The sequence below is a fragment of the Paraburkholderia sp. GAS32 genome (assembly GCF_050434225.1).
Lineage (GTDB): Bacteria > Pseudomonadota > Gammaproteobacteria > Burkholderiales > Burkholderiaceae > Paraburkholderia > Paraburkholderia madseniana.
In genome coordinates this window covers 80,696-98,050 of record NZ_JBNPVS010000017.1, presented here as the reverse complement: position 1 = coordinate 98,050, position 17,355 = coordinate 80,696, and the positions used below count along the sequence as shown (strand labels likewise).

Here is a 17,355-nt window from a genome sequence, read left to right as displayed (position 1 = left end):
CGCGGAAACCGGCCACTGCTTGCAGGAAGAGGTGGAGACGACAAAGCCGTAAAAACAAAGCCGGGCACCTGAGAGGGTGACCCGGCTTTTTAATTGCTACTTCCGATAGCGCGCCAACGTCAGCCCTTCCAGATCGATCTCCGGCGTGCGCTGCGTAATCAAATCCGCGACCACCCGGCCCGAGCCCATCGACATTGCCCAGCCCGTCGAGCCGTGCCCGAGATTCAGCCACAGATTCTCCACACCGGACGGGCCGAGTAGCGGCGTGCCATCGGGTGTCATCGGCCGGCGGCCCACCCAGAAATGCGCGGAGGTCGGATTGGCCGCGTGCGGAAACCAGTCCCTGAGCACTTTCATCAGCGTCTGCAAGGCCTGTTCGCGCAAGGTCGTCTGGCGATTGCCGAGCTCCGCGGTGCCGGCCACGCGCAGGTTGTTGCCGAAGCGCGTGATCGCCGTTTTCAGCGACTCGTCCATCAGTGCCGCATGCGGGGCCTTTTCATCGTCGGTGACCGGCAGCGTCGCCGAGTAGCCTTTGACCGGGTAGAGCGGCACCTTCACCCCGAGCGGCGCGAGCAGCGCTGCACTGTCGACGCCCAGCGCCACCACTACCGCATCCGCTTGCAACGTCTCGCTGCCGCGTTCGCTGTCGACATGCACCGCGCGAACCGTACCGCCTCGCACATCGAGCGAGCTCACCCGTGTATCGAAGCAAAAGCGCACGCCGTTGCGCTCACAGATCGCGCGCAATTCGCGGGTGAAGCGGGCGCAATCGCCGGCTTCGTCGTCGGGGAGGTAGAGACCCGAGAGCGGCGTTTGCCGCGCCCAGCGCAAACCCGGTTCGATCTCAACGCACTGCGCCGCGCTGACTTCACGATGCGCAATGCCCGCGTCGCGCAGTACCGCCAGCGCCGGTTGCGCGAGCTCGACGTCGTACTCGCTGCGGAACAATTGCAGATAGCCCTGGCTGCGGCCATAGTCGAACGGATGTCGGCCACGGAATTCGTGCAGGCACTCGCGGCTGTAATAAGCGATGCGTTGCATGCGCTGCTTGTTGACGCGAAAACGTTCGAGGTCGCATTCACGCAGCCAGCGCGCGATCCAACGCCATTGAGCCGGATCCAGGGTGGGGCGGAAAATCAGCGGTGAGGCCGGCTCGAACAGATACTTGAGGATCTTCGCCGGCATGCCGGGCGCGGCCCACGGCGTCACATAGCCTGGCGCGATCACGCCGGCGTTGCCGAAGCTGGTGGAGAGCGCGACGTCCGGCTCGCGCTCGATCACGGCGACGTCGCAGCCTTGCTGGCGCAGATAAAACGCGGTGGCGACGCCAATGACGCCGCCGCCCAGAACAATCGTTTTCATGGTTGTGTACAGCGATTTTCAGGCGATGGGGCTGGTCGCACCAAGCACTTTACCCTTGGTCTCCGGCAGACACACCGCGGCGACGATCACCAGCAGATAGCCCGAACCGGCGACGATACCCATCGCCTTAACCAGCGTCATGGTTTGCGACAGCGTACCCACCAGGATCGGAAAGAACGAGCCGAGACCGCGGCCCAGGTTGTAGCAGAAGCCCTGCCCCGAGCCGCGGATCGCATTCGGATAGAGCTCCGACAAATACGCGCCGACTCCCGCGAAAATCCCCTGCACGACGATGCCGAGCGGGAAGCCGAGCGCGAGCATCATGCCGTCGGTGATCGGCAGCATCGTGTAGACCATGCCGAGCACGAACGAGCCGATTGCGAACAGCACGAACGACGCGCGCCGGCCGATCTTGTCGCACAGAACCGCTCCGACCATATAGCCGGTGAACGAGCCGACGATCAGCACGATCAGATAGCCGCTGGTGTTGAAGACCGACAGATGCCGCACGGTCTTCAGATAGGTCGGCAGCCAGGTGGTGATCGCGTAATAGCCGCCGAGCATGCCGGTGCACAGCACGCTGCCTAGCAGGGTGGTTTTGAGGTGCGGGAAGGAGAAGATCTGCAGGAAATGCGAGGTATCGAAGCCGCTTTCGCGAGCGCGGCGCGTTTCGAGAAAGATTTCTGGATCGCTGACATTGCGGCGAATGTAGAAGATCCACAGCGCGGGCAGCAGGCCGATCCAGAAGCAGGCGCGCCAGGCGACCTGTTCCGGCAGCAGCGCGAAGAACGCCCAATAGATGATGGCCGCCGCGGCCCAACCGAACGACCAACTGCTCTGCACGGTGCCGACGGCTTTCGCGCGATGCTGAGGTGAACGGATGGTTTCGGCCATCATGATCGTCACGACCGACCATTCGCCGCCGAAGCCGATGCCTTGCAGCGTTCGGGTGGTGAGAAGTTGCCAGAACGAATGGGTGAAACCTGACAGGCAGGTGAAAATCGCGAAGGTGGCGATGGTCCACTGGAGGACACGGACGCGTCCGTAACGGTCGGCCAGAATGCCGGCGAGCCAGCCGCCGATCGCCGACGAAATCAGCGAACTGGTCGCGATCATGCCGGCTTCGCTTTTGGTCATGCCCCAGGTCGCGATCAGCGTCGGGATAAGGAATGAGTAGATCATGAAGTCGAACGCGTCGACTGCGTAGCCGCCGAAGCCAGCGTAGAGGGTGCGGCGTTCGCGCTGGGTCAGTTCGGTGAACCATTGGAGAGAGGGCATGTTTTTTTGTGGTCTCCAGGCGGTTTTCGCCTTCCGGCGGCTTGATCGTGAGTTTTTTGTATTCTAAGGGGATGGGGTGTTGTGCGGCCAGTTGTGGTCAAAAATGGCGGCGGCATAAGAAACTCCATTCCGGTTCCTTACGAACTACTACCATGTAACCCAAAAATTATTTTCCGCCGTTAAACTGCGCCGGCAGCACTCGAGCTGCGAAAGTCCTCCTCACGCCCGCGCTCGTCACCCTTAATGCACGCAACCGCAAAAACCTGCTCGCCATCCCGCCACTCCGCGAGCACGCCTTTGCGGGCTTATCAGTCGCGCCGCACATTCCTGAAATCGTCGGCAAGCGTGTTGCTGCTCTCCGGCATGAGCAGTTCACTGCTGTCGGCTTGCGGGGGCGGAAATCTGGACGCCGATCAGCCGGAAACGCCACGCCTCACCTCGGTGAGTAACTTCCGCGATGTGGCAGGCGCGGCCGCCGGCTATCCCACGGTTGACGGCAAGCAGATGCGCCGCGGCGCCTTTTATCGCGCGAACGCGCTGACCCTTAGCGCCGCCGACACGGCCGCGCTCGACAAACTGGGCATCGCTTCCGTCTACGATCTGCGCACGCCCGGCGAAACCGCGCGTACCGCGGATATCCTGCCCGCCGGTGCGACATCGCAAGCGCTCGACGTGCTGGGTGTCAGCGACTTCGTCGCCCCAACGTTCGACACGGCAGGCGCCGCCGTCGCGTTCATGGAAGCCCAGGCGCGCGCCTATGTCACCGGCGCCGCCCAGCGCGTCGGCTACGGCGAGCTCCTCACGCGACTCGCCAATGGCGCGGGCGCGCAACTGTTTCATTCCAATGCGGGTAAAGATCGCGCCGGCTGGGTCGCGGCTCTCCTGCTCAGCATTGCCAACGTGCCGCTCGACGTCATCATGCAGGACTATCTGCTGAGCAACGTCTATCTGGCTCAGTCGATTGCGGCGCAGACCGCGACGGTACGCGCGCAGGACGGCGACGCGGTCGCCACGATCGAGTCGCCCTTGTTCACTGTCCAGGACAATTATCTGCAGGCGGGGTTCGATCAGGTGCAGGCGAGCTACGGCACGATGGCGAGCTATCTGACACAAGGCCTGGGCCTGTCTCAAGCGACGATCGACACGTTGCACGACCGCCTCGTCGTCTGACTCGCGCTCGCTGCGCCTGGTGTTGCGCGGACTACGCCGGCAGGTATAGACGAAAAAAAGTCCGCCCCAAATAAGCGGGCGGACAGAGAAGGGCGGCATCGAGGTTGCCGGGAGCCACTATAAGGTCGCAACCATCACAAAAGCCCATCCAGTAAGGGCATGTAAGTGCCCGTGCTCAACGCCGCTTCACCCTTCTTGATCATCCTTACGCGTATGCCGGTCCAACCGGCAATTCGATTCGTACTTCCAGCCCGCCTTGCGCGTGATTGCGCACATGGCAGCGTCCGCCGCGATCGTGCGCGAGCCGCGCGACAATCGCGAGACCCAGGCCGCAATGACCTTCGCCCCCGCGTGCCGCGTCGAGCCGTACGAACGGTTTCATCGCCGCGGCGATGCGGTCGTCGGGAATGCCTGGGCCGTGGTCGCGCACGCTGATCACCCAATGCCGTTCATCGCGCGCCGTGGCGATATCCACCGGCGGTGAGCCGTGCTCGAGCGCGTTGTCGACAAGGTTCGTGACCAGCCGGTCGAGCAAGGTGCGCGGCAGCGTGAACGACGAACCGGCGCGCAGATCGAGCGTGAAGAGCGGCGTCTCGGTGCTGTCGCTGGCGGAAAACTGTTCCTGCAGGAATTCGTCGACTTCGACCGGCGGCCCTGCGTCGGCGGACTGGCCCGCAAACTCCAGAAACTGCTGGACGATGTTGGTCAGCGAGTCGACGTCGCGGATCAGGCCGGCGCGCTCGTTTTCCGCGACCAGTACGCTCGCACGCAACTTAAGCCGCGTGAGCGGCGCTTTCAGATCGTGCGCGACGCCGGCCAGCATCACCGCCTGGTCGTCTCCGGCTTCGTTCAGGCGCCGCATCATGTCGTTGAAGGAGCCGATCAGATCGCGCAGTTCGCGCGGGCCCTGCACGGTCACGGGTTCCGGCCGGCCACCTGAACCGAACGCGCGGGCGGCATCGGCCACGCGCGACAGCGGCCGTTGCATCTGCCAGACCGCGAACAGCGACAGAATCAGCGCGGCCAGCAGCATCGAGATGGATTCGACCACGAAGCGCGGGCGCGGCGGCACGTCCACCGGCACGACAACCCAGTTCGATTTGCCGGGGAACAGCACCCATAGCTGCGGCGGGCGCAGGTCGTCGACGGCGATTTGCGTGCCGGGCGGCAGGTTCTCGCGCAAGTGCCGGCTCAGTTCGACCAGCGGACGCTGATCCGGCGTGCGCAGATGGACGCTCGACGGCATGTTCCAGGTGGGCACGAGGTGCACGCGCATGGCGGGCGCGAGCGCGGCGCCCTTCATCGGCTCGCCGTTGATAGCTTGCAGCACGAGCAGAATGCCGCGCGCGAAGCCGTCGATTTCGTGGCGCGGCGGCTGCATCACCACCAGCACGAACCACCCGGCCTGAATCGCGAACAACACCGCTGCCGACAGTAACGCCATTCTGCCGAACAGCGTGTTCAGCGGGTTTCTCATGCGCTTGAGGCAGCCTCGTCGGCGAACGGCGTGCCGTCGGCGTCGGGCACGAATACGTAGCCTTTGCCGCGCACCGTCTGCACATAGCAGGGATTGGACGGGTCGTCTTCGATCACGCGGCGCAGGCGCCAGATCGGCACGTCGAGGCTGCGGTCGCGGAAGGCGAGATTGTCGCGATGCACGAGATCGTGGATCAGCACGCGCGACAGCACCTTGTACGGATTGTTGACGAAAATCTTTAGCAGGGCGAACTCGCTGTCGCGCAGCGGCAGCTTCGAGTCGTCGCGTGACAGCGAGCGGGTGGCGAAGTCGAGTTCGAACGGCCCGAAGCGATACGGCTTGCGGGCTTCCGGCGCGCTCGTAGTGGACGGCCCGCGGCGGCGGAGCACCGTATGGATGCGCGCGAGCAGTTCGCGTGGGTCGAACGGCTTGGTCAGGTAGTCGTCCGCGCCGAGCGAAAGCCCGACGATGCGGTCGGCCACCGTACCGCGCGCCGTCACGAAGATCACCGGAATGTCGTCGCCGGCGGCACGCAGCGCAGTGAGCGCGCGTAAGCCGTCGGTGTTCGGCATCATGATGTCGAGCACGACGACCGACGGCCGTTCACGTTCGAGCCGGCGTTGCAAATGGGTGCCGTCGTGCAGCACTGACGCGTCGAAGCCGTTCGTCTGCAGAAACTTGCAAAGCAGATCGCGCACAACCGGGTCGTCGTCGACGATAAGGACCTGTGGATTCATGGCGAAATTCTAGACTGGCACGCGCGGCGCGCGACCGACTGTTTTCTTACCAATGCTTACGCAAACTCGCGCTGTGCCCGCCGGTCCGGGCGTGAGGCCCGTCAACAAAGGCTCACGGCATATTTCACGGCCGCCACATCTGGCAACGCATCTGCAATGCGTTGGCCCATTTGCCCATGCGCAGCGCGGCGTGGAAGTCATTTTGCACCGCTGGAATTCCTCCGGGGAAAGAATCTGCGCGCAATTGCTACTGACGGCAAGGGGTCGCAACGGGTCGTAAGAACCGCGGAAAAGCGCGCGTTCCTTCGCGCATCGCCACCGCGTGCGCGGCGAGATGATTCGTCGTGCAGTACGTTGCGCCGCATGTCGAAAACAGCCTAACGCCTTGGGCCCACGGCAGGCGGCGTGAAATCGAAACCTAGCGCCACGCGAGGCTCATCATGACCGTTCATAGCAATCTCAGCTCAACCCGCTTTTCTTCGCTCGCGCCCACGCCGCCAGCGGAAAAACCCGCAGCCCCAAACAACTCGCTGGCCACGCCGCAAGCACGGGAGTCCGCCAGCGAGGCGCTCCCGTCGCTGCCGTCGGGGCTGGTCGGGCATCACGTCAACACGACTGCCTGACGCACCGAGGCCCGTGTGTCGACCCCGAGCATTCCTGACTGTTTCATCCGTGTCGCTGCGTGGTTGACGCTCGGCGCGGCGCTGCTGCCACTCGGCGGCTGCGCCGTCGCCGCGCTGCCGTGCCGGCTGACAGCGGCCACGCTGAAAATCGTCCCGGTCGTCGGCCATGCCGCGGCCACCCCGTTCGACATGTGTTCATCTGCCATCGACTGAATCATGAGATCCAAACGGATTGCCTGCGCGCTGGCGCTGCTGGGCGGCGCGCTCTCGATGCTCGCTGAGGCGCAGCCCGTCGCGCGCGAAGCGAATGCGGCCAGCGCCGCGTCGAAGGCTGCTTCCGCTGACGCACGCCGGCGCTCGCAGGACACGCCGTTCGCCTTTCGCGGCATTGCGCTCGGTATCACGCTCGACGAGTTCCGCGCGGGTTCGACCGTGCGCGCTACGCCGATTGGCAGCGTGCCCGTCTGCGAGACAGACGTGCAGGCAGGTGCGCTCGGCATGCGGCTGAAATCGCGCGAGAGTCTGACGGTGGCCTGCCGCTGGGCGCATCGTGCGGACGATGGCTGGGCGGTGTCGCAAGCCGTCGTCGACGGTGCGCCGGCATTGGAGCATGTGCTGCGCTTTGCGCGTGTCGACGGCCAGAGCGCGCTGCGTCTGTACGAGATTTCCTTTGTGATCGACGAGATCACCGCCGAAGACTTGCGCGACGCGCTCGCGGACCGCTATGGCACGCCGCGTCTGGTGACGCAAAGCGTGTCGTCGTCGGGCGCGATGCCGGTCTACGTTTGGGAAAACGCGGTGAGTTCGATCACGTTGTGCTTTCTGCCGGGCACTCGCAACGGCACGCTCACCTATCTGCTGAAAGGCTCGGACGCATGGGTGAAATCGGTCGTGCGGCAATGGCAGGCGAGCGGCGCCGAGGCGGGGTGATGTGCCGCCTCACCTGTCGCGCTGGTTGCGGGCGCATGCGTGGCTCAGATTGCATCGTTGAACAAAGCATCGGCACCACGACTGCAAAGTCCGTTTTTTACCCGGCCGACCCGGCCAAGGAGCATGCATGACTGCGCTACGTCTCACTGTCGCGCTAGGCGTGGCGGCCTGCCTCGCGGCTTGCGGGAGCGGCCAACAGCCGTCAATCGTCGAAACGCCGATGTCGCCGCCGCTCGCGTCGGCGCCGCTGAACGTCAATTCGCAGGGCGCGATCTATCAGGCCGGCGCGCCCTTGCTGCTCTACGAAACACCGCGTGCGCAGCATATCGGCGATGTGCTGACGATCCGCTTGTCGGAATCGTACAGCGGCAACAATAGCGCGACCGCTGCCGCGAGCCGTTCGAGCAGCATCACCGCGACTGCAGCCGATCAGTCGACCAACGCAGCCGCGCGGCTCGCGAGGCTGTTCAACATCGGCTCGGCCAGTACTGACTACAAGGGGCAGGGCAGTCTCACCGACGTCAGCGGCATGACCGGCACGTTGGCCGTGACCGTGATCGGGACGATGTCGACCGGCAATCTGGTGGTGTCGGGCGAGAAGGTGATCGCGATGAGCGGCAACCGCGACCGCTTGCGCCTGTCGGGCATCGTCAATCCGAAGGATATCGAAGCAGGCAACTATGTGGCGTCGAGCAAGGTCGCGAATGCGCGCATCGAGCAGGCCGGCGTGGGGATGGTGTCCGACTCCACCACGATGGGCTGGCTGCAGAGAATGTTTCTGAGCGTGCTGACGTTCTAGCGTCGACGCGGTGTGCGCGAGATGCGAGACACGCCGCGTAGGTTTACCTAAGTCCGAGGCCTGGCGCCGAGGTCTCGCCAGGCAAACATCACGCAAGCGGTGGCGCGTTACGTTCCGCTGCGCCGATTTCACCGTCCGGCACGAACACGTAGCCGCGTCCCCAGACGGTCTGCACATAGCGAGGCTCGGACGGATCCACTTCGATCAGCCGCCGCAAACGCCAGATCGAGACGTCAAGGCTGCGGTTGCGATGCACCTCGCTATTGCCGTGCAGTTTCTCCAGCAACTGCGCGCGCGTGAGTACGCTCATCGCGTGCGTGACGAACACCTTGAGCATCGCGAATTCGCTCGAACGCAGCGCAATCCGCTCACCGTCGCGGCGCAATTCGCGCGCCGGAAAATTCACCTCGAAACGACCGAAACGATAGGGCGCGCGTTGCTCCGGCGCGCTCGGCGCAATCGTGCCGCGGCGGCGCAGGACCGTGCGAATCCGCGCGACCAGCTCGCTCGGTTCGAATGGCTTGCCGAGATAATCGTCGGCGCCGAGTTCGAGGCCGATCACGCGGTCGATCGGATCGGCGCGCGCGGTTAGCAGGATCACAGGAATATCGTCGCCGGCGACGCGCAATGCACGCAACGCGCTAATGCCGTCGAGCTCCGGCATCATGATGTCGAGCACGACCAGCGCGGGACGCTCGTCCTGCAAGCTGCGCTGCAGCGCCATGCCGTGTTCGAGCGTGGACACCTTGAAGCCACGCCCCAGCAGATATTCGCTGACGAGCTCGCGTACGACGGGGTCGTCGTCGACGACCAGAATGGATTGGTTCATCCAGGTCATCTTAGTGATCCACGCGCGCGGCGCAAAGCGCGAAACGCTTTCGAATCCTTGCTCGCGTAAGAGAAAGCAAGCAGGCCGTGCGCCTAGTTTGCCAGCGACGTCTGGATGGTCTGCATCGGCTGCCGGGCCAGATCGGTCTGATCGACCACCATCTTGTCGATCAGACCATTGAGCTTGGTCGAGGCGGTAGAGAAGCGGTCGGTGTTGAGGCCGCCGGTCTGGTAACGCGCGGTGACGAGAATGCGCCCGTGCTGGATCAGCGTCAGATCGATGATCGACAGATACTGGATCGTTTCGTCGCTGAACGAACGGCGGCCGTAGTCGATCGCGGCGTTGTAGACGAGGCGCGCTTCGCATACGGCGGGTGAGGTGCCCGGATTGTAGACGTCCGAACGAATACCGCGCCGGTCGAGCGCAAGCTGCAGCGCCGGCACGAAATCGCCGACCGTCACAGTCTGATTCACTTCGATGCAGACGTTATGCACGTTCGCCGGCCGGCCGTTGACGAAGGTCGGCGACGAGTAGTTCGCCGCGATCGCGTAGCCGGCCTGAATCACGGAGCCGGTGGCGTCGGCCGCCGAGATCAGCGTCCACGCGCAGCCGTTCAGACCGAATGCGAGGGTCGCCGAGGCGGCGAGCCACGCACAAGGCCGCCGCAACATGACCCACGCGGCCATTGGGGCCCGCGTGAAAGCGTAAGCGCACAAGCTCGGCATAGAGGTCATGATGCGGTGCCTTGTGGCGGTGAGGAAGTGCGGCGAATGACAACGGGTCTCAGCGGAAAAGCAGCGGAACGTGGCAAAAACGGCCGACGCTCAGCGCGTGACGCGCAGGCGCAGTTCGTTTTGCCCTTGCACGCTGGCCGTCACGTTCACGCGCCGATCTTCGGTGGTCACGATGAAATGTTGACGCGTCGGCGTGTTGACGTCGTGCACGACGTTGGGAAAGCAGGCAGCGATATCGGCGCCGAATTCTTCGAGCGGATCGTTGACGACACCGTCGGCTTGCCAGTGTGCGCGCCAGTGGCAATCGTAGGCGTGCGTGTTGGCGCGGCAGTCGTCCACGGCCGATACGCCCGGCAGTTGCGCGGCAGGTTGCGCGTGCAACTGCTTGAAATCGGGTGCGTCGACGATGTGTTTGAGCGCGGGGCAAACATCCGCCGGCTCATTGGGCTGGGTGGCTTGCGCAGCGTACGCGGCGCTCGTGAGCAGCAGGGCTGCGCCAAGCGCAAGCGCTGCGCGCTGGGTCAAAGGATGGAAGCGGCGATCGAATGACATGTGCGGAGAGTCCAGTAGCAGTGAGGGGCGGGGCGGGCGGCGCATGGTACAGCCCGCACGACTATCGTCGCTGCTACAGGGGATTTTCAAAGCGCGGAACAGCTTGCCCGCTTCGCAAATGCTTTCGAACTGTTCTCGCGTGTTTCCGGATGTTGCGGCGTGCTGCCTAGCCGAGCGTCAGGCCGCCGTCGATATGGATCACCTGGCCGGTGATGTGACGCGCTTCGTCGGAGAGCAGGAAGGCGATCAGCGCGGCGATATCCGCGGGCTCGGCGACGTGACCGAGCGGTGTCGCTTCGGCGGCGCGAGTCCACACCGATGCATTATCGGCACTTGGGCCGCGATCTTTACGGGTATAGCCGGGCGCCACGCAATTGACCGTCACGCCATGCGGCGCAAGTTCGGCGGCTGCGGTTTTAGCCAGTGACTCGAGCGCCGCTTTCGCTGCAGCCGTTGCGGCGAACGGCGCATCCACGCGATAGCGATGCGCGACGAACGAACTGAGCGCGACCACGCGACCGCGCTTCGAGGTTTCCAGGGCGGGCGTTGCACGCTTGACGAGCGCGGCGAACGCGGCCGGCATGGCGGCGAAGGCGGCGCTGAACACGTCAGCGTCGAGTGCGTTGAGCGTTTGCCGTTGCGCGTGGCCGGCGTTCGCTACCAACTGATCAAGCGCGCCGAAGCTCGCGAGCGTTTGATGAATCACGTGCTCGGCGGCGCCGCGTTCGGCGAGATCGCCGAATACCGTCGCGCAGCGCGCGCCGTTTGCGCTGCAATCGGCGGCGACTTGTGTAAGACGCTGGCGCGCTTCGTCGTCGGCGCCGCGGGCGTGCAGCATCAACGCGGTGCGCGGCGCGGCGATGCGCCGGGCCAGTGCGGCGCCGATGCCGGAGCCCGCGCCGGTGATCAGGACGACCCGATCGAGTTCGGCACCGCTCATGCCGGTCGTGCTGCTCGCGTCACCGGTGCCGCTCATGTCGCTCGCGTTGTTCATGCTGTTCACGCTGTTCACGCGGCAATCGGTTCGCCCGAGCGCTCGACGTCGAGCGTTTCGCCATGGAACGCCGCCAGCGATTCGCGATGTGCGACGCTCACGATCGCCGCCTGCGGCAGTCGCTCGGTGAACAGGTGATAGAGGCGTGCTTCGTTTTCCGAATCGAGCGCGCTGGTTGCTTCGTCGAGGAACAGATAGTCCGGCTTGTGCAGCAGCACACGGGCGCCGGCGAGACGTTGTTGTTCGCCCGGCGAGAGAACGCGTGTCCAGTGTCCCGATTCCTGCAGGCGGTCCGCGTATTCCGACAGGTGGCAGGTGACGAGCGCTTCGCGGCATTCTTCGTCGGTGTAGGTGTCAGCAGAGGACGGATAGGTGAGCGCGGCTTTCAGCGTGCCAATCGGCATGTAGCTGACCTGCGGGATGAACATCATGCGCGCGTTGACCGGTGCGTCGATTGAGCCGTCGCCGAACGGCCACAAGCCGGCGAGTGCGCGCATCAGCGTGCTCTTGCCCGAGCCGGACGGACCACGCACCAGCCAGCGCGAGCCCGGCGTGATCGCGATATCGCGGATGCGCGACAGCGGGTTGCCGTTCGGCAGCGCAAGCTGAAGGCCATCTGTGGAGAGCTTGTCTTCGTCGACAAAATGCAGGTTGATGCCGCCGTGCGCGGTGGCGGGCGACACTGATTCCTTCAAACGCGGCGCATGCACGACGCGGCTGAATTCACGCAACCGGTTCACGGTAGCGCGCCACTCGACCAAGGTGCCGTAACTGTTGATGAACCACGAAAACGAATCGCTGACGGTACCGAATGCGCTCGAAATCTGCATCAGCACGCCGAACGTGAAAGCGCCCGCGAAGTAACGGGGTGCTGCCACCACCAGCGGAAAGATGATCGCGATCTGGCCATAGAAGCTCAGCACGAAGGTGAGCCGCTTGGTGTACTTCATCACCTGCCACCAGTTGTCGCGGATGCGGCCAAACAGCGATTGGGTGTTCTTCTTCTCGGTCTCCATACCATCGTAGAAGGCGATCTGCTCGGCGTTTTCACGCAGACGGATCAGGCCGAAACGGAAATCCGCCTCGACTTTCTGCGCCTGGTAATTGATCGACACGAGCGGATGGCCGACCTTCTGGATGATCAGCGAGCCGACCACCGCGTACAGCGCCGCGGCCCACACCATGTAGCCCGGAATCTGTATCGGCATGCCGCCGAGCGAGACGGTCAGCGCACCGGCCAGCGACCACAGGATCGTGATGAACGACACCAGCGTGACGACCGTGGACAGCAGGTCGAGCGTCAGCGAGAGCGTGGTGGTGGCGAACGATTGCAGGTCGTCGCTGATCCGCTGGTCGGGGTTGTCAGCGAGCCGGTCGCGTTCGATACGGTAGAAGGCGCTGTCGTGCAGCCACTCGTTGAGATAGCGCGTGGTCAGCCACTGGCGCCAGCGGAAGCCGAGCATCTGGCGCAGATAGCGGCCGTACACGGCCAGAATGATGAAGCCGAACGCAAGCCCCGAGAACACCATCAGCAGATGCGGGAAGTCGTGGACGTTCTTGGTCTGCAGCGCGTTGTAGAAGTCGGCGCTCCAGCGGTTCAGGCGCACGTTGATCCACACGACGAGCAGATTCATAACGATGATCGCGATGAGCAGCCCCCACGCCGTTTTTCGTTCTTCGGAAACCCAGTAAGGTTTGATCAGGCTCCATGCGGAGACTTTATCGTCCGGCGGCAGCGCGGGGCTGGAAGCGGTATTCGGTGTCATGAGCATCCTGGTGAAGTGCTGGCCCGTGCCGGGCGGGCCCCAGTCGGGCCGGCCCCACGGCGGGTTTGCGGTGCGTGCCCCGGGCGTCGTGCTCGACGAACGCACGTCCGGGTAAGCGCCCGATTCTGGCGCGAAGCCCTTAAGTGAAAATTAATTTCCGCTCAGAGGTCCCGCCTCGATGCCGCTGGCGCTCGGGCGGCGAAGCATGTCACCCGCGCGCCAGCGGCATCCGGTCCTGGCATTGTGCCAGAGCGTTGCAGTCGGCCGTATTGATGAATCGAAAGATAGTGACGGATCAACGGCGTGTGCCCGCAGAGGCCGTTGGTTTGCGGGCGCTGCGCCTTTTATGGTCTAATGACCTTCGACGAAACAGGGGTGCTTTGCCCACAGGCTGCGTGATTTTCATGCAGCGGCGGCGAGGCTGAGAGAGACCCTTTGCACCCGATCCGGGTAATACCGGCGCGGGAAGTTTCCGGAAGCAGCCAGTCTTCCATTCCCCGCCGGGCGGCGTCCGTCATTGGACGTGCTTATTGCCCGGCCGGCCTCACCCGCCGGTTTCGTCCTGGGTACGTGCGTTTCTTTGCCGTACGGAAAGGACTCGATGACCGCCTATTCTTCAGACATGTGTTTTGCTCTTCGCCACGCTTTCGTCGGTTGTGTTCGCGCGCCGTGCTGCTTTAGCGTTGCTTGCCGCTGTGACTCGGAGTGCGCGCGATGAATCGTTCTGCTCAACCCGATTTCGCCGTGCTCGGCGGTGGGCTGTGCGGGCGCCTCGTCGCGTGGCGTCTCGCCGGTGAAGGGCATCGCGTGGCGCTCTATGAGCGCGGCGATGCTGCAGGTACGCAAGCGGCGGCCTGGGTCGCCGCCGCCATGCTGGCGCCGCTGGCCGAAGCCGCCAGTGCTGAACTGCTGATCACCCGTCTCGGCGCGAGTTCGCTCGATTCCTGGCCGCGAGTGCTGGCCGAATTGCCCGAACCAGTGTTCTTCCAGCGCAATGGCACGCTCGTCGTATGGCATCACGCCGACCGCACCGAAGCGCCACTGTTCGAACGCCGGGTGCGCTCGAACGCGCCTGCTGAATTGCTCGACGGCGGTTTCGTGACGCTGGCGGGCGCTCAGATCGGCGCCGCCGAGCCCGCATTGGCGGGCCGCTTCAACCAGGGCTGGTTGCTGCCGCGCGAAGGCCAACTGGATAACCGTCAGGTGCTGACCGCGCTCGCCGCGGGCCTCGCCCAGCGCGGTGTCGAAACGCACTGGAACACGCCGGTCGACGATCATGCGCTGCCGTCCGCACGCATTACGATCGACTGCCGTGGGTTGGGCGCGAAGTCTGTGCTGCCCACGCTGCGCGGCATTCGCGGCGAAGTTGTACGCGTGCATGCGCCCGGTATCAAGCTGACGCGGCCGGTGCGCCTGCTGCATCCGCGCTACCCGCTGTATATCGCGCCGAAGCAGGACGATCTCTACGTGATCGGCGCCACCGAAGTGGAAGGCGAGGACATGTCGCCGGTCAGCGTGCGCTCGGCGCTCGAGTTGCTGAGCGCTGCGTTTTCCGTGCATCCCGGCTTCGGCGAGGCACGCATCCTCGAACTGAATTCGCAGTGCCGCCCGACTTTGCCGGACCACCGTCCGGCCTTGCTGTGGGATGGCGCGCAGACATTGCGCGTGAACGGCCTGTACCGGCACGGCTACATGATCGTGCCCGAAGTCGCCGACGAAGCCGTGCGCTTCGCCGCGGCGCTGCTCGACGGCCGCATTGGCGACGCCGATGCTTTCGCCGACTGGCAAAGTGCCGCGCGCTGGAGCGAGCTGTTTCAACTGGACTCCACGCGGGAGCCGGCATGAGCGTTGCGCGCCTGCTGGCGAAATAGCCGCGGGATAAACAAGCGCGCGCCGCTGCCCCACTCGATTGAACCGTATTCGAACACCATGGACATTCATATCAATCAAAAGTCGTTGTCGTTGCCCGAAGGCGCGACTGTCGCCGATGCGCTTGCCGCGTTCGGCGCGCGTCCACCATTCGCGGTCGCGCTGAACGGCGACTTCGTCGCACGTACCCAGCATGCGGCGCGCGCGCTGCAGCCGGGCGACAAGCTCGATGTCGTGCAACCCGTGGCCGGCGGTTAAGCCCCGCGCCACGCCTTGCCGGAGACCAGGATTATGCAAATGACTGCCCCCCAAACCGCCGACGCGCTCACGCTCTACGGCCAGACTTTCGCGAGCCGTGTGCTGCTCGGCACCTCGCGCTATCCATCGCTGCAATCGCTGTCCGATTCGATCGACGCGGCGCAGCCCGGCATGGTGACCGTCGCGCTGCGCCGGCAGATGAATGAAGGCGGCGCCGAAGCCGGTTTCTTCGACCTGCTCAAGCGCCACGGCGTGCCGCTGCTGCCCAATACCGCCGGCTGCCTGACCGTCGGCGAGGCGGTGACGACCGCACATATGGCGCGTGAAATCTTCGAAACCGAGTGGATCAAGCTCGAACTGATCGGCGACGACTACACGCTGCAGCCCGACCCGGTCGGATTGATCGAAGCGGCTGCACAGCTGATCAAGGACGGCTTCAAGGTGTTGCCGTATTGCACCGAAGATCTCGTGATCGGCCGCCGCCTGCTCGATGCGGGCTGCGAGGCGCTGATGCCGTGGGGCGCGCCGATCGGCACCGGCAAGGGCGTGATCAATCCGTACGGCCTGCGCGTCTTGCGCGAGCGCTTGCCCGACGTGCCGCTGATCGTCGATGCCGGCCTCGGCGTGCCGTCGCACGCGGCGCAAGTGATGGAGTGGGGCTTCGACGGCGTGCTGCTGAACACCGCCGTTTCCCAGGCGACGCATCCTGACGCGATGGCGCGCGCCTTCGCGCTGGGCGTCGAAGCGGGCCGCCAGGCTTTTCTGGCGGGGCCGATGGCCGAGCGCGAAAGCGCGCACGCGAGCACGCCGGTGGTCGGCATGCCGTTCTGGCATCAAGACGGGAGCGCCGCATGACGCAAACTTTGCCTTTGACCGGCCGCGACCTCTTCTGGCCGCCTGCTGACGAACTCACCGAAGCTGCCGAGCGGATCCGCGCCCGCTTGGGCGAGTGGCCGCCGACCCATGCGCCGTGGCGCATCTGCCTGACCGCGCCGGACGAGCCGAACGGCGGCGACCTGATCATCGTCGCCGACGCGCAGCAGCATGGCGAGCAAGTGGCGCGCTGGCAGGTGCAGGGCGCAGGCGTGATCGTCGCCGCCGAGAACGCGGCGACGTTGCATCTGGGCGGCGAGAAATACAGTCTGGAAGGCCATCTGGCGGAAGATTGGATCCCCGCGCTGGCTGCGTTTCTGGACTGCGGCTTCGATCCGCACGACGCGCTGGTTTTGGCGCTGGCGTGGCGCGACGGCGACGAAACCAAAGCGGAGGACGCATTTCCGGCCGATATCGCGCACTTCCCACGCCTCGCTGGTCTGCCGGCTGCGCCGACGCAAGCGTTCGCGCATTGCCCTGACCGGCTCGGCCTGTACCCGGTGCTGCCGACCGCGGAGTGGGTCGAACGGGTGGTGGGTTTTGGCGTGAAAACGGTCCAGTTGCGCCGCAAATCGGCCGAACCTGCCGACGAACTGAAGCGCGAAATCGCCCGCTGTGTCGCCGCGGGCCGTGAGCACGATGCCCAGGTGTTCATCAACGATCACTGGCAAGCCGCGCTGGAAGCGGGCGCTTACGGCGTCCACCTTGGTCAGGAAGACGTGCATACGGCCGATCTGCCGGCACTTGCCGCCGCCGGCATCCGCCTCGGTTTGTCGACGCACGGCTTCTACGAGATTCTGAAGGCACTGCATTTCCGGCCAAGCTACATTGCATTGGGCGCGGTGTTTCCGACCACCACCAAGGTCATGCCGACCGCGCCGCAGGGCCTCAAGCGTCTGGTGCGGTATGTCCGCCTGCTCGACGGCGTCGTGCCTCTGGTGGCGATCGGCGGAATCGATCTGCAGGTGCTGCCGGACGTGCTGGCGACGGGCGTGGGTTGCGCGGCCGTGGTGCGCGCCGTGACCGAGGCCGCCGACCCGGCTGTCGCTGTTTCTGCGCTGCAACATGCGTTTACGCAATAATCGTCAAGTTCAGTAAAGGGAC

The 17,355-nt window shown here is 64.7% G+C and carries 18 protein-coding genes and 1 riboswitch; of the genes, 9 read left to right on the top strand and 9 right to left on the bottom strand.

Going from position 1 to position 17,355, the window contains the following annotated elements; all coding sequences use genetic code 11:
• Window positions 1-96: 96 nt before the first annotated feature.
• Together P3T25_RS21335 and P3T25_RS21330 are read right to left on the bottom strand one after the other, a co-directional pair.
• The gene (locus P3T25_RS21335) at window positions 97-1,362 is read right to left on the bottom strand and encodes a D-amino acid dehydrogenase (protein WP_154560948.1); all 1,266 of its coding nucleotides are present in this window, start codon (window positions 1,360-1,362) and stop codon (window positions 97-99) included.
• Window positions 1,363-1,380: 18 nt separating this feature from the next.
• Window positions 1,381-2,640, bottom strand: a complete 1,260-nt coding sequence (locus tag P3T25_RS21330; RefSeq protein WP_266239761.1) for an MFS transporter — start codon at window positions 2,638-2,640, stop codon at window positions 1,381-1,383.
• Between the two features lie 243 nt (window positions 2,641-2,883).
• Between P3T25_RS21330 and P3T25_RS21325 the strand changes: the two genes are divergently transcribed.
• Window positions 2,884-3,810: a tyrosine-protein phosphatase gene (locus tag P3T25_RS21325; protein ID WP_154560952.1), complete on the top strand. Its 927-nt coding sequence runs from the start codon at window positions 2,884-2,886 to the stop codon at window positions 3,808-3,810.
• 205 nt (window positions 3,811-4,015) lie between these two features.
• Here P3T25_RS21325 and P3T25_RS21320 read toward each other — a convergent pair whose 3' ends face one another.
• On the bottom strand, window positions 4,016-5,287 hold the full coding sequence (locus tag P3T25_RS21320) for an ATP-binding protein (RefSeq protein WP_429358913.1): 1,272 nt from the start codon (window positions 5,285-5,287) through the stop codon (window positions 4,016-4,018).
• On the bottom strand, window positions 5,284-6,024 hold the full coding sequence (locus tag P3T25_RS21315; RefSeq protein WP_115781190.1) for a response regulator: 741 nt from the start codon (window positions 6,022-6,024) through the stop codon (window positions 5,284-5,286). The genes P3T25_RS21320 and P3T25_RS21315 overlap by 4 nt, the downstream gene beginning before the upstream one ends.
• Before the next feature lie 440 nt (window positions 6,025-6,464).
• On the opposite strand from P3T25_RS21315, the gene P3T25_RS21310 reads away from it, so the two are divergent.
• The 4 genes from P3T25_RS21310 (at window position 6,465) to P3T25_RS21295 (ending at window position 8,376) form a co-directional block, all read left to right on the top strand.
• Window positions 6,465-6,647: a hypothetical protein gene (locus P3T25_RS21310; RefSeq protein ID WP_154560956.1), complete on the top strand. Its 183-nt coding sequence runs from the start codon at window positions 6,465-6,467 to the stop codon at window positions 6,645-6,647.
• 45 nt (window positions 6,648-6,692) lie between these two features.
• On the top strand, window positions 6,693-6,860 hold the full coding sequence (locus tag P3T25_RS21305; protein ID WP_323135781.1) for a DUF6726 family protein: 168 nt from the start codon (window positions 6,693-6,695) through the stop codon (window positions 6,858-6,860).
• Window positions 6,861-6,863: 3 nt separating this feature from the next.
• Entirely contained in the window at window positions 6,864-7,577 is a 714-nt protein-coding gene (locus P3T25_RS21300; protein WP_429358912.1) for a hypothetical protein, read from the top strand.
• Between the two features lie 127 nt (window positions 7,578-7,704).
• A complete protein-coding gene (locus P3T25_RS21295; RefSeq protein ID WP_429358911.1) occupies window positions 7,705-8,376 on the top strand; it encodes a flagellar basal body L-ring protein FlgH in 672 nt (223 codons plus the stop codon).
• An 88-nt stretch (window positions 8,377-8,464) separates the two neighbouring features.
• Here P3T25_RS21295 and P3T25_RS21290 read toward each other — a convergent pair whose 3' ends face one another.
• The 5 genes from P3T25_RS21290 to P3T25_RS21270 all read right to left on the bottom strand — a co-directional run bounded on the left by P3T25_RS21290 (window position 8,465) and on the right by P3T25_RS21270 (window position 13,251).
• Window positions 8,465-9,205 carry a response regulator gene (locus P3T25_RS21290; protein ID WP_154560964.1) on the bottom strand — a complete coding sequence of 247 codons (741 nt, stop codon included), beginning with the start codon at window positions 9,203-9,205 and terminating at the stop codon, window positions 8,465-8,467.
• 92 nt (window positions 9,206-9,297) lie between these two features.
• Window positions 9,298-9,939 carry a hypothetical protein gene (locus P3T25_RS21285; protein ID WP_429358910.1) on the bottom strand — a complete coding sequence of 214 codons (642 nt, stop codon included), beginning with the start codon at window positions 9,937-9,939 and terminating at the stop codon, window positions 9,298-9,300.
• A gap of 90 nt (window positions 9,940-10,029) precedes the next feature.
• Entirely contained in the window at window positions 10,030-10,491 is a 462-nt protein-coding gene (locus P3T25_RS21280) for a hypothetical protein (protein WP_429358909.1), read from the bottom strand.
• 166 nt (window positions 10,492-10,657) lie between these two features.
• Window positions 10,658-11,431: an SDR family NAD(P)-dependent oxidoreductase gene (locus P3T25_RS21275; protein ID WP_429358923.1), complete on the bottom strand. Its 774-nt coding sequence runs from the start codon at window positions 11,429-11,431 to the stop codon at window positions 10,658-10,660.
• A gap of 68 nt (window positions 11,432-11,499) precedes the next feature.
• Window positions 11,500-13,251: an ABC transporter ATP-binding protein/permease gene (locus tag P3T25_RS21270; RefSeq protein ID WP_154560970.1), complete on the bottom strand. Its 1,752-nt coding sequence runs from the start codon at window positions 13,249-13,251 to the stop codon at window positions 11,500-11,502.
• A gap of 361 nt (window positions 13,252-13,612) precedes the next feature.
• Window positions 13,613-13,736, top strand: a riboswitch (TPP riboswitch).
• Between the two features lie 229 nt (window positions 13,737-13,965).
• Here P3T25_RS21270 and P3T25_RS21265 point away from each other — a divergent pair.
• The 4 genes from P3T25_RS21265 (at window position 13,966) to thiE (ending at window position 17,333) form a co-directional block, all read left to right on the top strand.
• Window positions 13,966-15,096 carry an FAD-dependent oxidoreductase gene (locus tag P3T25_RS21265; RefSeq protein WP_429358908.1) on the top strand — a complete coding sequence of 377 codons (1,131 nt, stop codon included), beginning with the start codon at window positions 13,966-13,968 and terminating at the stop codon, window positions 15,094-15,096.
• Between the two features lie 84 nt (window positions 15,097-15,180).
• Window positions 15,181-15,378, top strand: a complete 198-nt coding sequence (thiS, locus tag P3T25_RS21260; protein ID WP_063497513.1) for a sulfur carrier protein ThiS — start codon at window positions 15,181-15,183, stop codon at window positions 15,376-15,378.
• 39 nt (window positions 15,379-15,417) lie between these two features.
• Window positions 15,418-16,233 (top strand): thiazole synthase, encoded by an 816-nt coding sequence (locus tag P3T25_RS21255; protein ID WP_429358907.1) that lies wholly within the window; start codon window positions 15,418-15,420, stop codon window positions 16,231-16,233.
• Window positions 16,230-17,333 (top strand): thiamine phosphate synthase, encoded by a 1,104-nt coding sequence (gene thiE / locus P3T25_RS21250; RefSeq protein WP_429358906.1) that lies wholly within the window; start codon window positions 16,230-16,232, stop codon window positions 17,331-17,333. The genes P3T25_RS21255 and thiE overlap by 4 nt, the downstream gene beginning before the upstream one ends.
• Window positions 17,334-17,355 lie beyond the last annotated feature (22 nt).

Coding starts and splice junctions, on each gene's coding strand:
- thiE (WP_429358906.1), top strand. CDS start 16,230: ATGACGCAAACTTTGCCTTTGACCGGCCGCGACCTCTTCTGGCCGCCT.
- thiS (WP_063497513.1), top strand. CDS start 15,181: ATGGACATTCATATCAATCAAAAGTCGTTGTCGTTGCCCGAAGGCGCG.
- P3T25_RS21325 (WP_154560952.1), top strand. CDS start 2,884: ATGCACGCAACCGCAAAAACCTGCTCGCCATCCCGCCACTCCGCGAGC.
- P3T25_RS21295 (WP_429358911.1), top strand. CDS start 7,705: ATGACTGCGCTACGTCTCACTGTCGCGCTAGGCGTGGCGGCCTGCCTC.
- P3T25_RS21290 (WP_154560964.1), bottom strand. CDS start 9,205: ATGAACCAATCCATTCTGGTCGTCGACGACGACCCCGTCGTACGCGAG.
- P3T25_RS21330 (WP_266239761.1), bottom strand. CDS start 2,640: ATGCCCTCTCTCCAATGGTTCACCGAACTGACCCAGCGCGAACGCCGC.
- P3T25_RS21310 (WP_154560956.1), top strand. CDS start 6,465: ATGACCGTTCATAGCAATCTCAGCTCAACCCGCTTTTCTTCGCTCGCG.
- P3T25_RS21300 (WP_429358912.1), top strand. CDS start 6,864: ATGAGATCCAAACGGATTGCCTGCGCGCTGGCGCTGCTGGGCGGCGCG.
- P3T25_RS21265 (WP_429358908.1), top strand. CDS start 13,966: ATGAATCGTTCTGCTCAACCCGATTTCGCCGTGCTCGGCGGTGGGCTG.
- P3T25_RS21315 (WP_115781190.1), bottom strand. CDS start 6,024: ATGAATCCACAGGTCCTTATCGTCGACGACGACCCGGTTGTGCGCGAT.
- P3T25_RS21285 (WP_429358910.1), bottom strand. CDS start 9,939: ATGACCTCTATGCCGAGCTTGTGCGCTTACGCTTTCACGCGGGCCCCA.
- P3T25_RS21275 (WP_429358923.1), bottom strand. CDS start 11,431: ATGAGCGGTGCCGAACTCGATCGGGTCGTCCTGATCACCGGCGCGGGC.
- P3T25_RS21270 (WP_154560970.1), bottom strand. CDS start 13,251: ATGACACCGAATACCGCTTCCAGCCCCGCGCTGCCGCCGGACGATAAA.
- P3T25_RS21255 (WP_429358907.1), top strand. CDS start 15,418: ATGACTGCCCCCCAAACCGCCGACGCGCTCACGCTCTACGGCCAGACT.
- P3T25_RS21320 (WP_429358913.1), bottom strand. CDS start 5,287: ATGAGAAACCCGCTGAACACGCTGTTCGGCAGAATGGCGTTACTGTCG.
- P3T25_RS21335 (WP_154560948.1), bottom strand. CDS start 1,362: ATGAAAACGATTGTTCTGGGCGGCGGCGTCATTGGCGTCGCCACCGCG.
- P3T25_RS21280 (WP_429358909.1), bottom strand. CDS start 10,491: ATGTCATTCGATCGCCGCTTCCATCCTTTGACCCAGCGCGCAGCGCTT.